The 14,787-nt window shown below is 31.4% G+C and carries 16 protein-coding genes; 15 read left to right on the forward strand and 1 reads right to left on the reverse strand.

Annotated features, from left to right (window positions below):
- Positions 1-623: 623 nt before the first annotated feature.
- From KKQ76_RS09700 to KKQ76_RS09720, 5 genes are all read left to right on the forward strand, one after another.
- Positions 624-1,259, forward strand: coding sequence for a DUF6266 family protein (locus tag KKQ76_RS09700; RefSeq protein WP_213196957.1), 636 nt, complete (start codon positions 624-626; stop codon positions 1,257-1,259).
- Positions 1,260-1,460: 201 nt separating this feature from the next.
- The gene (locus KKQ76_RS09705; RefSeq protein WP_213196959.1) at positions 1,461-2,228 is read left to right on the forward strand and encodes a glycosyltransferase; all 768 of its coding nucleotides are present in this window, start codon (positions 1,461-1,463) and stop codon (positions 2,226-2,228) included.
- Entirely contained in the window at positions 2,225-3,118 is an 894-nt protein-coding gene (locus tag KKQ76_RS09710; protein WP_213196960.1) for a glycosyltransferase family 2 protein, read from the forward strand. The genes KKQ76_RS09705 and KKQ76_RS09710 overlap by 4 nt, the downstream gene beginning before the upstream one ends.
- A gap of 32 nt (positions 3,119-3,150) precedes the next feature.
- On the forward strand, positions 3,151-3,954 hold the full coding sequence (locus KKQ76_RS09715) for a glycosyltransferase family 32 protein (RefSeq protein WP_213196962.1): 804 nt from the start codon (positions 3,151-3,153) through the stop codon (positions 3,952-3,954).
- Complete coding sequence (locus KKQ76_RS09720) at positions 3,951-4,628, forward strand: NAD-dependent epimerase/dehydratase family protein (protein WP_213196964.1); 678 nt, start codon at positions 3,951-3,953, stop codon at positions 4,626-4,628. Before KKQ76_RS09715 ends, KKQ76_RS09720 begins: the two co-directional genes overlap by 4 nt.
- Here KKQ76_RS09720 and KKQ76_RS09725 read toward each other — a convergent pair.
- Positions 4,625-5,623: a glycosyltransferase gene (locus KKQ76_RS09725; protein WP_213196967.1), complete on the reverse strand. Its 999-nt coding sequence runs from the start codon at positions 5,621-5,623 to the stop codon at positions 4,625-4,627. The two genes, KKQ76_RS09720 and KKQ76_RS09725, sit on opposite strands and share 4 nt — an antisense overlap.
- Before the next feature lie 108 nt (positions 5,624-5,731).
- On the opposite strand from KKQ76_RS09725, the gene KKQ76_RS09730 reads away from it, so the two are divergent.
- The 10 genes from KKQ76_RS09730 to KKQ76_RS09775 all read left to right on the forward strand — a co-directional run bounded on the left by KKQ76_RS09730 (position 5,732) and on the right by KKQ76_RS09775 (position 14,783).
- Complete coding sequence (locus KKQ76_RS09730) at positions 5,732-6,238, forward strand: acyltransferase (RefSeq protein WP_246501382.1); 507 nt, start codon at positions 5,732-5,734, stop codon at positions 6,236-6,238.
- Between the two features lie 2 nt (positions 6,239-6,240).
- Positions 6,241-7,047, forward strand: a complete 807-nt coding sequence (locus KKQ76_RS09735) for a glycosyltransferase family 2 protein (protein ID WP_213196969.1) — start codon at positions 6,241-6,243, stop codon at positions 7,045-7,047.
- The gene (locus tag KKQ76_RS09740; protein ID WP_213196970.1) at positions 7,041-8,060 is read left to right on the forward strand and encodes a glycosyltransferase family protein; all 1,020 of its coding nucleotides are present in this window, start codon (positions 7,041-7,043) and stop codon (positions 8,058-8,060) included. The genes KKQ76_RS09735 and KKQ76_RS09740 overlap by 7 nt, the downstream gene beginning before the upstream one ends.
- Positions 8,060-9,232: a glycosyltransferase gene (locus tag KKQ76_RS09745; RefSeq protein WP_246501383.1), complete on the forward strand. Its 1,173-nt coding sequence runs from the start codon at positions 8,060-8,062 to the stop codon at positions 9,230-9,232. Before KKQ76_RS09740 ends, KKQ76_RS09745 begins: the two co-directional genes overlap by 1 nt.
- A 5-nt stretch (positions 9,233-9,237) precedes the next feature.
- On the forward strand, positions 9,238-10,149 hold the full coding sequence (locus KKQ76_RS09750; RefSeq protein WP_213196971.1) for a glycosyltransferase family A protein: 912 nt from the start codon (positions 9,238-9,240) through the stop codon (positions 10,147-10,149).
- A gap of 1 nt (position 10,150) precedes the next feature.
- The gene (locus KKQ76_RS09755) at positions 10,151-11,299 is read left to right on the forward strand and encodes a glycosyltransferase (RefSeq protein ID WP_213196972.1); all 1,149 of its coding nucleotides are present in this window, start codon (positions 10,151-10,153) and stop codon (positions 11,297-11,299) included.
- 81 nt (positions 11,300-11,380) lie between these two features.
- Positions 11,381-11,935 carry a serine O-acetyltransferase gene (locus KKQ76_RS09760; protein WP_213196973.1) on the forward strand — a complete coding sequence of 185 codons (555 nt, stop codon included), beginning with the start codon at positions 11,381-11,383 and terminating at the stop codon, positions 11,933-11,935.
- Positions 11,936-12,061: 126 nt separating this feature from the next.
- The gene (locus KKQ76_RS09765; RefSeq protein ID WP_213196974.1) at positions 12,062-12,739 is read left to right on the forward strand and encodes a carbonic anhydrase; all 678 of its coding nucleotides are present in this window, start codon (positions 12,062-12,064) and stop codon (positions 12,737-12,739) included.
- Positions 12,740-12,752: 13 nt separating this feature from the next.
- Positions 12,753-13,046 (forward strand): hypothetical protein, encoded by a 294-nt coding sequence (locus KKQ76_RS09770; RefSeq protein WP_213196975.1) that lies wholly within the window; start codon positions 12,753-12,755, stop codon positions 13,044-13,046.
- A 147-nt stretch (positions 13,047-13,193) separates the two neighbouring features.
- Positions 13,194-14,783 (forward strand): SulP family inorganic anion transporter, encoded by a 1,590-nt coding sequence (locus KKQ76_RS09775; protein WP_213196976.1) that lies wholly within the window; start codon positions 13,194-13,196, stop codon positions 14,781-14,783.
- The last annotated feature ends 4 nt before the right edge of the window (positions 14,784-14,787 follow it).

Raw genomic sequence — 14,787 nt, forward strand, 5'->3', positions numbered from 1 at the left:
TATAAAAATATAGATAAGTTATTAGCTTTGGTTTACCCCTTTTTTTCTTTGTAAATCAGAGGGATAGACCAAAAGTGTATTTCAAAATTAGTGAATAAATTTTTAAAAAAAATATTTTTTTTAGTTGTTTTAATATAAAATTGTAAACTTTTTTACTAAAAAAATTATATAACATTAATATTTTGAGTTACTTAAAATTAAAAAAATGTAAACTTTTTTAGTTCATATTGTTAACAAATTAATTATTGTTTGGAATAAGTTTCTTTTGAATCAAAGTGCAGTCAAAGTGCAGTTTTGTTCGGAAAAAGTACCCGTTTTCCGAAGCAGACTCGAACCTGATTCGAACCTGATTCGAACAAAACCCTATTTTGAGGGGTAGAAAATCCCAATTTCTACCCTGTTTATTTTTTAATTCTTAGAAATTTTCTCTACAAAATCAATCTCCTCACTCCAGCCAAAACGCCACTTCAAGACAATACTTGCTATACCTAGACAATACCCGACAAAAGCAGACAAGTGTTTGATTTACAATATTTTACGATTTATATTTGTACTCGTAATAGCGCTGCAGAGCTAATACAAGTGACTCAAATTTTTTGTATAACCCCTAAAAATAATTAACAATGGGTAAAATCAAGACAGGAATCCTCGGAGGATTCCAAGGGAAAGTAGGAACGGTAATCGGTTCCACATGGAGAGGTGAAAGCATTATGAGAGCTTTACCTAAAACAGCGGCGAAAGCGCCTACTGAATCGCAAAGAATTCAGAGATTAAAATTTAAAGCAGTGAGTGAATTCCTTAATCCGTTAAGAACCACCCTAAGTACTTACTTTGGAAATGACACGGGAGTGAAAAGCAAGTACAATATGGCCACTTCTTACCACATTACCAATGCGGTAGAGATTACAGAACAAGGAACTCAAATTCTCTATCCTAGAGTATTGGTAGCCAAAGGAACACTCTTTGGGTTTCAGAATCTTACCACTACACCGTCAGAAACGGTAATCACACTGAATTGGGAAGACAATACCGTTTTCGGTAATGCCAAAGCAGAAGACACCGTAAATGTGGTGTGCTACATCGAAGAGGTGAATACCTTTTATGTCTTCGAAAGCATAGCAAACAGAGATGGACTTACCGCCAATGTTACGCTTCCGCAGAATTTCTTAGGGTATAATGTAGAAGTCTATGCATTCTTGTATGACACAGTTTCTAAAACCTCCAGTAATTCTGTTTATCTAGGGAACATTGCTTTCTAATCAGTAAATTTTGTGTGTTAAAACAACTCTCTAAAAACTTAAATAGAGAGTTGTTTTTGTTTACTTAAATAAACATAGATAGAAAACAAACACTCACATATCATGTTCTTTACATGTAATAATTTAAATAAAATAGTTATTTTTGATACCATTAAATGAGAAAAGTTCATTTTATACGATAACTAAAAAAAACACAAAAATTTGGAGCACTTACTTACGATAATTATTTCTACCTATGATGAAGGGATATTAGAACTAAAAAAAGCAATTAAAATTGAAAATCCATCCATTAAATATTTAATTGTTTTTCAAAATCCTAAGCATATTAGAATTCCTGATTTTTTAAACAGAAAAGACATCGATATTATTGATTCTAAGACCAAAGGCTTATCTGTAAGTAGAAATATTGGAATAGAAAACTGTAAAACTCCTTATGCATTACTCTCAGATGACGATGTAGAATATATAGAAGAAGGCCTAGACCAAGTATTAGAAATTATACAAAAAGAAAAAATAGACTTTGCTACATTTAAAATAAAAACCTATGATGGCGAACCAGAGTATAATGATTACAGCTCTGAAAAAGAAGAAATTAAAAACATTCAACATTACATTTCATCTATAGAAATTTTGGTAAATCTTCAAATTTTAAAATTGAAAAAAATAAAATTTGATGAGCGGTTTGGGCTGGGAACATTTTTAATGAGAGGAGAAGAAGAAATACTCATTCATGATTTACAAAAGAAGAACTCCATAGGTTTTTACTTCCCTATTTATATTGTAAAACACCCTTTTTTAAGCACTGGGAAAATAAAATTAAAAGAATGGAAGAATTATTTTATAAAAGGAGCCTTCCATCAAAGAATAGAGAAAACCAACTATACCCTGCCACCTACAAATAAGTTAAGAGATTTAAAAAATAGTTTTTTCTATATTCTCGGAAAAATATATATAAAATATACAAAATGAATGACTCGCTAGTCTCCATCGTTATTCCTAACTACAATAGAGCAAACTTAATCGGAGAAACACTAGACTCTATTATACAACAAACCTATGAAGATTGGGAATGTATGATAGTAGATGACCGATCCACTGACGGATCTATAGAAATAATAAAAAATTATTCAAATAAAGACCCTCGGTTTTTGCTTATAGAGCGTCCTCAAGAATACTCAAAAGGGGCTAATGCATGCAGAAATATTGGGAAATCTCTAGCTCATGGGAAATACATCATTTTTTTTGATAGTGATGATATCATGTTGCCTAATCATATAGAAGAAAAAGTGAGGCTCATCTGCTCTAAAAATTATGATTATGCCATTGCTAAATGTGAATATTTTAATAATCCTGAAAATAAAAATCCTATTCACTATAGAGGTTTATTCACCACTCCCATTACAGCAGAAAATTTTATTACCAAAAAAATAAATTGGCTTACTCTTGACCCTATTATTAAGACAGAAATCGCAAAAAAAATAGATTTTACAGAAAAAAGAGCATCCGCAGAGGAATACAATTTTTTTTGTAAATTAGTCCTTACTACAGAAAATGCAATAGCTACAAATAAAGTTTTAACAAAAAGAAGGTATCATGAAGGCTCTTACCAAGTAAATCTAGATAGTTTAGAAAAAATTTTAGAAAATAATTTCTATTTTTTATATGACACTTATTTTGAAATTTTAAACCATCATCCCAGTAAGGCTTCTAAAAAATATTTATTAGAAAATATTATGACTATTTTATACCGTAAAAAAATTAAACCCGACTACAACAAATATTCTCTTTATCTAGAAATCATTAAAGTATTTGGGATTTTAAAAGGTTTAAATAAAATCGGTATATTAATGTCAAAATAAATAAAACGTAAGGCGTAAAATAAAAACACTAAATGATTCCAAAAAAAATACATTACTTCTGGTTCGGAAGAGGTGAAAAGTCTCCTCTTGTAAAGCATTGTATAGAAAGTTGGCAAAAAATACAACCAGATTTTGAAATCATAGAATGGACAGAAGATAACTTTGATGTAAACCAATGCGAATTCTCCCAAAAAGCCTACGAAAATAAAAAATGGGCTTACGTTTCTGATTTTGCAAGAGCTAAAATCCTCTTAGAACATGGTGGTTTTTACCTAGATACAGACATGGAGCTGAAACTTCCGCTCAATGAATTTTTAGAAAATCAAGCTATTTGTGGCTTTGAAATGAAGGGAATTCCTTATTCTGCATTTTGGGCGGTAGAAAAAAATCATGAATTAGCAAAAGACATTCTACAATATTATTTAGATAAAAATACTTTTGAAGAAATTCCGAACACCCATATTTTCTCTGATTTATTGGTCAAAAAATATGGAGCTGATGCTGAAAAAGACGTATTTCAGGAATTGAAATTCGGAATAAAACTTTATCCTTCCACTTATTTTTCTCTAGATTTACCGAAGAATTATATTGCACATCATTTTTCTGGTTCTTGGCATGGAGCATGGAGCGAAGAAAAAAACACCTATAAAAATCTAGTCAATACGTATGGTTTGATGAAACTTTTCTCTGAAATTCCAGACGGAAAGGCCAATGTAAAAAACGTAGTGTACAATCATCAAAAAATGGAAATTGACCAAATTTTAAATCAAATTCCGCTTTCTTATTTAGTGAAATATATCAAGAATCAAATTTTTAAAAAACTAAAAATCAAATGATTGTAGGAAACGGACTCATTGCGAATTTATTTAAAAATGAAGACAGAGAAAATGTAGTTTTCTTTGCAAGTGGCGTTTCTAACTCTCTAGAAACAGAAAAATCTGTGTTTCTGCGAGAAGAAAACCTTCTGAGAAAACACCTAACAGAAAATCCTGAAAAAATATTCATCTACTTTTCTACTTGTAGTATTTATGATTCTTCTAAAAACGCAAGTCTCTACGTAAATCATAAACTAAAAATGGAAAGATTGGTAGAAGAATTGGCACATAAATATGTAATTCTCCGCGTAAGTAACGCAGTAGGAAAAGGCGGAAACCCTAATCTTTTGATGAATTATTTAGTAAATTCTGTGAAAGAAGAAAAAATCATCAATGTGCATACTTTGGCTACCAGAAATCTTATTGATGCTGATGATATTAAAAACATCACGTTAGAATTAATTGATCAAGGAAGATTGAACCAAATCATTAATGTAGCTTATTTGGAGAATTTCTCAACCTTAGAAATTTTAGAAATTTTAGAAAAATTCTACTCTAAAAATGCCAAAACAGAACTATACAAAAGCGGACAAACGTATAAAATCTCTATTCCAGAAGTAGAGCCATATTTTGTTGAAAATCAATTAACCAACAAAGAAAATTATCTGCTGAGAATTCTAGAAAGATATTACTAACTCCCAAATCTTTTTCTGAAAATTTTATAACCTAAATCTGTCGGTAGATTTTGCAAGAAGTTCTTCTTTTTAGTTTCCTTAGAAAATTCAGAACTCCAATAATCTGCAAAAGCTAGAGAAGCTATTTTTTTGTAGGCATCATAACTGTACTTCCAGAGTTGCTCATTTTTCTGCGCCTTCCAATTCATGAGAAGCGTCAAATTTTTATAATCAATAATGTACGATAAAATTTGTTTTTTGCGCTCAGTATTTTTCTCTTTTTGGTAATGCTTTTCAAAAATTTGTGCAATCGTAATCCAGTTATCAAAATGTTTTTTCTTTCGGTTATGAATCACAGAATCTTGATGAAGATAGTAGATATACGTGTAATCTTGCAGAAAACAAACCGATTCTAAAACCAAGGCTGTTTCAAAACTTTGGAGTGAATCTTGCGCAAAAAGTCCCGGTGTAAAGTACAATTGATTTTGCTTCAAAAAATCTAGAAGGATTAGCTTATTCCAAGACGGAACCGGAAATTTACCTTGAACAAAGAGGTCAAAAATCTGTTTATTTCCTTCTATTTTTTTCTCAGTAATTACTAGTTTGAAGGCATCGGTTTCTTCTCGAGTATCTAATTTTATGGTTTTTACATTTCCGCAAACCATTTGTACTTGTTCACGTTCGGCAATTTCTACCATTTTCGAGATGCAATCTGGCGTAATTTCGTCATCTGAATCTAGAAAGAAAATATATTTTCCTTGAGCGTTATCAATTCCTACATTTCTCACGACTGAAAGCCCAGAATTTTTCTTATTTTTTAAAATTTTGAAATTCAAATGAAGATTTTTCTGAACAAAATCTTCTACTAAAAGCATACTGTCATCATTTCCTAAATCATCCACCAAAAGTATTTCTAAATTCTGATACGTTTGGCTCACTACCGATTTCAAGCAATTAATAATATAATTTTCGCATTGATAAATGGGTATAGAAATGGTAACTAAAGGAAGATTCATAGAGAAACTTTGTGTAAAACATTTGTTGTTTAGCAAAAATAGAATTATTTTGATAAATTTGTGAATAAAACACGCTTAAATTTGGTTTATAAACTTTTACAGTATTTTTTGAGAAAAAAAATCTTCTCAGAACTTAGAAAAAATGAAAAATCTACTATTCCTAATTCTACAAAAATTGGGAATTACACCAATTGTATTATTTCGCCTGATGCTTATATTTATTTTGGCAATAAAATAGACATTAGAAACAATTGTAATTTTGTAATAGGTAAAAAAGCAGAATTAAAAATTGGAGACGCAGTATTTATGAATAATTCTTGTTCTATTAATTGTTTAGAAAAAATAGAAATTGGAGAGAATACTCTTTTTGGAGAAGCTGTAAAAATCTATGACCATAATCACCAATACTCATCCGAAAAAGTAGAACAGCAGCAATTTAATACCTCACCCATAAAAATTGGCAAAAACTGTTGGCTAGGAAGCAACGTAATTGTCTTAAAAGGTGTAGAAATTGGCGACAATTCTATCATTGGAGCTGGGTGCATTATTTATAAAAACATTCCTGCTAGTTCAGTTGTAATCAATCAACAAGAACTGGTAATAAAACCGCTGTAACAATGAAGTTCTCTGTTCTTATCGCTCATTACAACAATTACGGATACTTCAAACAATGCTATGTAAGTTTGAAGAATCAAACCTATCAAAATTTTGAAATTATTCTGGTAGATGATTGTTCTACAGACGGCTCTTTTGAAAAGATTATAGAACTCACTAAAAATGATGATAAAATAAAAACCTATAAAAACGAAGAAAATAAAGGTGTTGGTTTTACCAAAAGAAGATGTGTAGAACTTTCTTCTGGAGAAATATGTGGCTTTGTAGATCCTGATGATGCGCTAAAAGAAGACGCTATAGAGTTTTCTGTAAAAGCTCACAATAACGATTGCATTGCTACCTATTCTCAATTTTATTTGTGTGATGAAAACTTAAAAATTAAGAAAATTTTCAAAAAAACCACAAAAGTAAAAAACAACAATCCTTTGTTTTTTAATATACATTTTGAAGTAGCGCATTTTTTTACTTTTAAAAAAGAAGCATACTTAAGAACAGAAGGGATAAATCCCAATTACAAAGTGGCGGAAGATATTGATTATATTCTAAAATTATATGAAATTGGTAGTTTTCAATTTATAAAAAAACCACTTTATTTATACCGCATTCATAAAACAGGGCTTTCTCACGATGAAACAAAAACCTATATAAAAAATGAGACTTGGCATACTGTACTACTAAATGCTGCCAAAAGAAGAAATATTAGTAAGCTATTTGGAAAAAAAATTGATGATATAGAAAATTTACCCAAATTTATATTCCAAAAAGAGAATACACTTCTAAAAAAAATAAAAAGAAAACTCAAATGGTAAATATCTTCATCAAATCTTTTAACCGCCCATTTTACTTAGACCGTTGTTTGCAAAGCATAGAAAACTTTGTAGAAGGGGATTTTTGTGTAAAAGTGCTTGATGATGGAACACCAGAAACCTATCTTTCTAAAATCAAAGAAAAGCATCCAAAAATAGAAATCATAAAATCTGAAAATTATCAAAATAAAATTGCTGCGATTGCAGAAAACTTACAATCTGGAAAGGAAATTGACGGCTTCACTATTCCTACCAATTTGTGGTATAAAGCTGCCAAAAATGCTTCGGATTACTTTATGATGATAGAAGATGATGTTTGGTTTAACCACAAAATAAACGTGAATGACTTACAAGAAGCTTGTCAAAAAAATCAAATTTCACTGCTAAAGTTAGGTTGGCTAGGCAACAAAAAGGATGATGAATTTGTAGAAATTTCAGAAATAACAGAAGAAATTCTTCGAGTAGAACCGAAAAACTTACTCCTTTTTCCAGAATTTTTTAACGATTTATTCTTTTATAATAAATTCAAGTTTTTTACCATTCTTTACAAATTAGGAATCGTAGATAATGCCACAAAACAAAAATATTGGGCGCTCAATTCTATTTTGATGGGATTTTGGCAAAAAGAATATTGGCTACACATTTGGAAAAACGCCAAAGAAAAGGTAGACGAAAAACAACAGCTCAGAAACGCTTCTAATTACTACCGAAAACATCAAGACAATCCTAATTTTATCGCAAGATTAGAAAAAGAAGCACTGAAAACCACTTTCCAATCTTCGGCAACCAATTCTTACCATAAATACGGTGATGATTTTGATGTGAATTACTTTAATCATCTCATTAATCAAGCTTGGCTCAATGGTAGTTTTGATGAAATGCAAAATTTCCCCAAAGATTTTTCTTTAGAATATTTTGAGAAATTTTTGGACCAAAAGGTAGATAAAACCGCATTTAGAAATTGGGTTTCAACATTTAAAAATCAATATAAAAATTTAGGTTGTGAAGTAGAATAATGGATAATCAAAAAAAAATAAAAGTTCTTTTTAGGCTTCGCTCATTAGAAATGGGCGGAGTTCCTAGAGTGGTCCTTGATTTATTGAGAAATTTGCCCAAGGATAAATTTGATTTTACCTTGATGCTCAATTTGCATCAAGGCGAATTGGTTACCGAAATCCCGAAAGACATTAAACTCATCGTGGTAGAAAAAGGCCGTGAACAAATGTCGAAAAATCCTTTTATCCAAAAAATGCAACTCGGATTAAGAAGGCTAAAACTAGAAATTTATGACAAATTTCCTTCCGTTTTATATGCTTTAAAAGTCAAAGAAGATTTTGACATAGAAGTTTCGCCAGGTTATGCAGAATTCGAAATGGTACTGAATTCTCCCAACAAAAAATCTAAAAAAATTGGTTGGTTTCACACTGATGTAAGTTTTGATCCAGACCAAAAAAGAGTCATGAAACGCATCAATCTGATGAAAAAATTTGACTGGATGATTTTCGGAGCAGCACAAACCAGACAAGTGATAGAAGATTTGTACGGTGTTTCTTACCCCAAAAGTTCTGTAATTTATAATGTTATCAAATTGTCTGAAGTAAGAAAAAAAGCAGAAGAATTTCAAGCAGATTTTGAGATAAGACCTACTTTTATTTCTATTGGAAGATTACACCACAGAAAAGGTTATGCCGAACTGATGTGTGTTCATAAGAGACTTTTAGACGAAAATTTGATGCATTCCATCGCTGTTATTGGTGGTGGAAATGAGATGGAAAATTTGAGAAATGAAGCAAAAGAATTGGGTGTAGAAAAAACATTTTTACTTTTAGATTCCCAAAAAAATCCTTGGCCTTATGTAAAAACAGCAGATTATTTTGTATTGCCTTCTAAATCTGAAAGTTACCCTCTTACAATTGGTGAAGTAATGGGATTGCACAAACCAATTATTTCTACCAACGTTGGCGGAATTCCAGAAATGATAGATGATGGAAAAGACGGAATTTTAGTTAACTTTGATGAAAATGAAATTTTCGAAGCCATGAAAAGGTTTCTTACAGAACCCGAATTGGTCAAAAAAATTATAGAAGGAACTCAATCTGTCGATGAAAAATTTGATGAAAATAAAATCTATCAACAAGTAACCGAAGTTTTTGAACAGCAATATCTAGCTAAAAACTCAACTGTATAAAGAGAATGAATTTTAAAGAAAAAATCACCGTAATCACCCCTACTTTTAACAGAGCTCATACTTTAAACCGAGTTTATGATTCACTTCTTAGACAAAGTTTTAAAGACTTTAAATGGGTAATTATGGATGATGGATCTACTGATCATACGGAAGAAGTTGTCGGAAATTTTATTAATGAGAATCAAATAAAAATTGAATATTATAAAAATCCTAATCATAAAAAATTCTATACTGTTTTCAAGGCAATTCAAAATGTGACTACTCCATATTTCACGATTATTGATTCTGATGACGCATATCTTGATGATGCTTTGGAAATTTTAATTAGAGAAGCAGACCAGTTGAACCCCAATAAATTTATTTCAGTGATAGGACACTCGGTTAACCAAAATGGAAAATTGGTTGGGACTTTATTCCCTTTCGATTTTGATGGTTCTATTCTGCAAATGAGATACAAATACAAAGTAAGAGGAGATAAAAATGGACTTTTTATTACGAAACCGTATCTTGAATTTTTAGAAAATTTTGATTTTGAAAAGTATAAAAATAAATATGCACCTCAAAGAATTTTTTTCCAAATATATGATGCCATCGGTCTAAAAACCCGCTTTATCAATAAAGCTGTAAGAATTTATTATTATGACCTTTCTGACACTCAATCTATGAGTAATGATAGGATAAAGCCGTCCTCATACGAGGGGTTGGCAGAAGGTCATCTTTCTTTTTTAAATTCTTATGGAAATCAATTGTTATCTTATCCAAAAGCATTATTGAGAAACTTAATTGGTTACCAAACCTATGCTATAAAAAGTGGAAGAAAAATTTCTTCTATATTTACAAAAATTAAAAATCCTTGGATAAAAATTTTAGGAATTATAACACTCCCTTTTTCAATAATTTATCAAAAATTAAAATAATTTGGAAAAGAAAAAAATCCTCATCAGAATTGGATCTCTGCGTCACGGTGGCGCAGAAAAAGTTTTGGTGACTTTTCTTAAAAATCTTCCGAAAGATCAATACGAAATCGATTTACTGCTGAATTTATACTCTGGGAAATATCTTACAGAAGTTCCTGCTTGGATTAATGTACTTTACTTGAACAAAGGTGAAATGATTACCACCAATAGAATTCAGGATATTCCGAAGAAAGCATATCGTGTTTTGTATCAAAAATTATTACAGAAATTTCCGAAAATTCTCTATTCTACGATTCTAAAAAACAAAAAATATGATGTAGAATTTGCTGCCATTCACGGAATGAGAGACGACATTCTGAATTCTCCTATCAAATCTTCTAAAAAAATCGTTTGGATTCACAATGACTTAAGAAAGACAGAATTTCACCATTATACCGACCAAGAAATTTGCAAGTTTTTTGGTTTTGATAAAATCATGGTGATTTCTGAACACATCCAAAAAGATTTCGAAAGTTTAGCCCAAAACGAAGTCGAAAAATCTAAAATTGTGAGGATTTATAATCCTTTGGATACTGAAGAAATCTTATTAAAGAGCCAAGAGCCAAGAATCAAGAATCAAGACCAACAACCAACCTTTGTTTCGGTGGGAACTGTTTTTCCACAAAAAGGCTTTGATAGATTGTTGAAAGTTCACAAAAAATTGCTTGATGAAGGGTTTAATCATCGCATTCAAATCATTGGAGATGGTTATGATTTTGAAAATATTAAGAATTTAAAAAAGGAATTAGGAGTTAACGAAACCGCAGAAATGCTGGGCTTTACAGACAATCCTTACCCTTCTATTAAAGCAGCAGATTTTTACATATTGAGCTCTAGATACGAAGGTTTCCCTACTGTTTTATTTGAAGCCATCACTTTGAAAAAAAACATCATTGCTACTGATGTTTCAGGAGTTCAAGAAATGTTAGAAAACGGAAAATTAGGTCTTATTGTAGAGAATTCTGAACAAGGAATTTACGAAGGCATGAAAAAAGCATTGACTGAACCTGAATTTTTTGAACAATATCAAGAAAATCTGAAAGACTATAAAATGCCGTTCAACCTAGAAAATTCTGTGAATAAAATTATGGAAATTATTGACTACTACTAAATCTCGCAGATTGTGCTGATTAAGCAGATTTTTAATCAGCAAAATCTGCTTAATCAGCGAGAGTTTTTATACATTTGCCGTATGTCAGAGAAAACAATCATCCAAAAAGATTTTTACAGAGAAAGCGGAAAATGGCTTTCAACAGGTGAAATTTGGGCAAAATGCATCAATCCTAATTTGCATTACGTTTATCTTTTGAGAAAATGCCAACAACATTCCAAGAAATCGGTTTTGGGAATTTTTTGGAGATTCGTTTTGCGCCATCATCAGATTAAATATGGTTTTCAAATTTATCCAGAAACACAAATTGGCGAAGGTTTTTATCTAGGACATTGGGGAACGGTGGTGATTAATCCAAAAGTAAAAATTGGCAAAAACTGCAATATCATGCAAGGAGTAACCATCGCACAAGCGAACCGAGGGAAACATGAAGGCGTTCCAGAAATTGGAAACGAGGTCTGGATTGGCACAAATGCTGTCATCGTTGGAAAAATAAAAGTTGGAAATAATGTCTTAATCGCTCCAAATGTTTATCTCAACACAGATGTTCCCGACAATTCTGTAGTAGTAGGAAATCCTGCTCAAATTATATCAAAACTTAATGCTACTGAAGATTATATCAATCATAAAGTATAAATTTGCACCACAAACTAGACTGTTAAAAAGTCTTAAAGTCCTTATTTTGGAATAAAAATTGATGCTATCTATCGGAATTTAGATGCATTTAGAAATTTTTTATTCTACATTTGTAAATGAAAAATTATGGGTAAAAGCTACGAAACTATTTTCGAAAATAATAGAAAATGGGTTGAAGAAAAACTCGGTCAAGATGCTGATTTTTTTAAAAAATTAGCAGAAGGACAAAGTCCAGAATATCTTTACATAGGTTGCAGCGACAGTCGTGCAACCGCCGAAGAATTAATGGGCATGAAACCCGGCGAAGTTTTTGTGCATAGAAATATTGCCAACTTGGTGAATACCCTTGATATGAGTTCTACTGCAGTCATTCAGTATGCAGTACAACATTTAAAGGTAAAACATATTATTGTGTGCGGTCATTATGGTTGCGGTGGTGTAAAAGCAGCAATGACGCCTCAAGATTTTGGATTAATGAATCCTTGGCTCAGAACCATAAGAGATGTTTATAGATTGCACCAAGAAGAATTAGACGCCATAAAAGACGAGCAATTACGCTATGATAGATTGATTGAACTCAATGTTCAAGAGCAATGCATCAACGTTATTAAAATGGCTTCGGTTCAAGAAAGATATATTTTAGACCATTATCCTATTGTTCACGGTTGGGTTTTCGACCTAAAAACAGGGAAGTTAATTGACTTAAATATAGATTTCGAAGAAATATTGAAAAATATTCAAAAAGTTTATGACCTAACCAATTCTGATTGGGTGATGAGCAGAAAAAATAATAAAAACTTCTAAGAAAGTTTACGATATGAAGTATTTGAGCATTTTTGTTCTGGCAGTTTTCATCAATTTTACAGCTTTACCAAGTATCGCTGTGATATTTGATTGGGAAATTCCTACGCTCAATAATAATATTTCAGAAGAAGAGGTTAAAAATAATCTCGCCAATTATAACGAAAAGTTTCCGCCAAAACCTTATAATTTCAAAGATTTTATAGGCGTTTTCTTTTCTGATAAAAAAATCAGCAAATACATTCTTAAGGACGATTCTATTCATCTAAGTCCTTTTAAATCGATATTTTCTCCGCCTCCAGAAGTTTAATTTTTAAAATTTCATAGGAAAATTATGCCCTTTTTTCAAAAAAATGGGCTGTTCCTTGACGCTTTTTAACAAATTAAATTTTCAAACATTAGAATTGATTACTCATCTCTAAGTAATTGATTGTAAACACATATCGACATTCATACAATGAAAAAAACAAACACTTTATTCGGCGGAATAAAAGAAAATATTCCTTCGGGAATTGTAGTATTTCTCGTAGCATTGCCACTTTGTTTAGGTATTGCATTAGCATCTGGCGCACCACCACTTTCTGGGGTTTTAGCAGGAATTGTAGGCGGACTCGTGATAGGATTCATCAGCAACTCTCCTATTTCCGTTTCTGGACCAGCTGCAGGTTTAGCAGCCATCGTTTTAGGAGCCATAACCGATTTAGGAAGCTTCGAACTATTTTTAACTGCAGGTTTAATTGCAGGTTTTATACAATTGGCACTTGGTTTTCTAAGAGCAGGAAGTATTTCTAACTATTTCCCCAATAACGTTATCGAAGGAATGTTAGCGGGAATTGGAGTCATTATTATTTTAAAACAAATTCCTCACGCTCTAGGTTACGACAAAGATTTTGAAGGAAACCTTCAGATTTTTGATGGTTTTAATTTATCAGAATATTTATCAGGATTAGCAAATGCCATCACACCTGGAGCGGTTTTAGTGACGATTATTTCCCTAGCTATTCTTATTACTTGGGAAAAAGTAAATTTCCTCAAAAAAATTAAACTTTTGCCAGGAGCTTTAGTAGCGGTAATTGTTGGGATTTTATTCAATGAAGTTTTCAGAGGAAGCGCCCTAGAAATTTCTAGTGAACATTTGGTAACACTTCCGGTTCCTCAATCGGTAGAAGATTTTAAAAACTTAATTACCTTTCCAGATTTCTCAGGATTTCTTAATCCGCAAGTTTGGATTATTGGTGCAACTATCGCAGTAGTAGCTTCCATAGAAACATTATTATGTATAGAAGCTGCAGATAGAATAGACGTACACAAAAGAATAACAGATACTAACTTAGAATTAAAAGCACAAGGTATTGGCAACTTAGTTTCTTCATTTATTGGAGGTTTACCTATGACTTCGGTGGTAGTAAGAACTTCTGCAAATGCTAATGCTGGTGCAACAAGTAAAATTTCGGCTATTGTTCATGGTTTTTTATTGTTAGTATCTGTTTTATCTATTCCATTTTTATTGAACAAAATTCCTTTGGCGACTTTAGCAGCAGTTTTATTAATGGTAGGTTATAAATTAGCAAGCCCTGCAAAACTTAGCCATTTCTGGAGCAAAGGAAAATATCAATTTATCCCTTTCATCGCTACTATTATTGCGGTGGTAGCATTAGATTTATTAAAAGGAGTAGGAATTGGTTTAGCCATCAGTATTCTGTTCTTGTTGCTCGGAAATATGAAACGTGCTTATTATTTGAGCAGAGAAGATCTAGAAAGTGCTGATGAAATCACCATAGATTTGGCAGAAGAAGTTTCATTCTTAAACAAAGCAGCCATCAAAAAAACGCTTAAAAATATTAAACCCAACTCTAAAGTGATAATTAATGCTAAGAAAACTTCTTATGTCTCTGATGATATTATAGACTTAATCTCAGATTTTGCCAATGTAAGAGCCAGAGAAGAAGATATAGAAGTGGTTTTAGAAGGTTTCAAAACTTCTTACAAAGAATACGAAAACGACCAACATTCACACATTACCATCTCACACAGAAGAGTAATTTAAAATC

This window comes from Cloacibacterium caeni (genome assembly GCF_907163105.1).
Taxonomy (GTDB): domain Bacteria; phylum Bacteroidota; class Bacteroidia; order Flavobacteriales; family Weeksellaceae; genus Cloacibacterium; species Cloacibacterium caeni_A.

Excerpts from the sequence above, each read along its gene's own strand:
- KKQ76_RS09700 (WP_213196957.1), top strand. The coding sequence starts at position 624 with ATGGGTAAAATCAAGACAGGAATCCTCGGAGGATTCCAAGGGAAAGTA.
- KKQ76_RS09710 (WP_213196960.1), top strand. The coding sequence starts at position 2,225 with ATGAATGACTCGCTAGTCTCCATCGTTATTCCTAACTACAATAGAGCA.
- KKQ76_RS09715 (WP_213196962.1), top strand. The coding sequence starts at position 3,151 with ATGATTCCAAAAAAAATACATTACTTCTGGTTCGGAAGAGGTGAAAAG.
- KKQ76_RS09720 (WP_213196964.1), top strand. The coding sequence starts at position 3,951 with ATGATTGTAGGAAACGGACTCATTGCGAATTTATTTAAAAATGAAGAC.
- KKQ76_RS09725 (WP_213196967.1), bottom strand. The coding sequence starts at position 5,623 with ATGAATCTTCCTTTAGTTACCATTTCTATACCCATTTATCAATGCGAA.
- KKQ76_RS09735 (WP_213196969.1), top strand. The coding sequence starts at position 6,241 with ATGAAGTTCTCTGTTCTTATCGCTCATTACAACAATTACGGATACTTC.
- KKQ76_RS09740 (WP_213196970.1), top strand. The coding sequence starts at position 7,041 with ATGGTAAATATCTTCATCAAATCTTTTAACCGCCCATTTTACTTAGAC.
- KKQ76_RS09745 (WP_246501383.1), top strand. The coding sequence starts at position 8,060 with ATGGATAATCAAAAAAAAATAAAAGTTCTTTTTAGGCTTCGCTCATTA.
- KKQ76_RS09750 (WP_213196971.1), top strand. The coding sequence starts at position 9,238 with ATGAATTTTAAAGAAAAAATCACCGTAATCACCCCTACTTTTAACAGA.
- KKQ76_RS09760 (WP_213196973.1), top strand. The coding sequence starts at position 11,381 with ATGTCAGAGAAAACAATCATCCAAAAAGATTTTTACAGAGAAAGCGGA.
- KKQ76_RS09765 (WP_213196974.1), top strand. The coding sequence starts at position 12,062 with ATGGGTAAAAGCTACGAAACTATTTTCGAAAATAATAGAAAATGGGTT.
- KKQ76_RS09770 (WP_213196975.1), top strand. The coding sequence starts at position 12,753 with ATGAAGTATTTGAGCATTTTTGTTCTGGCAGTTTTCATCAATTTTACA.
- KKQ76_RS09775 (WP_213196976.1), top strand. The coding sequence starts at position 13,194 with ATGAAAAAAACAAACACTTTATTCGGCGGAATAAAAGAAAATATTCCT.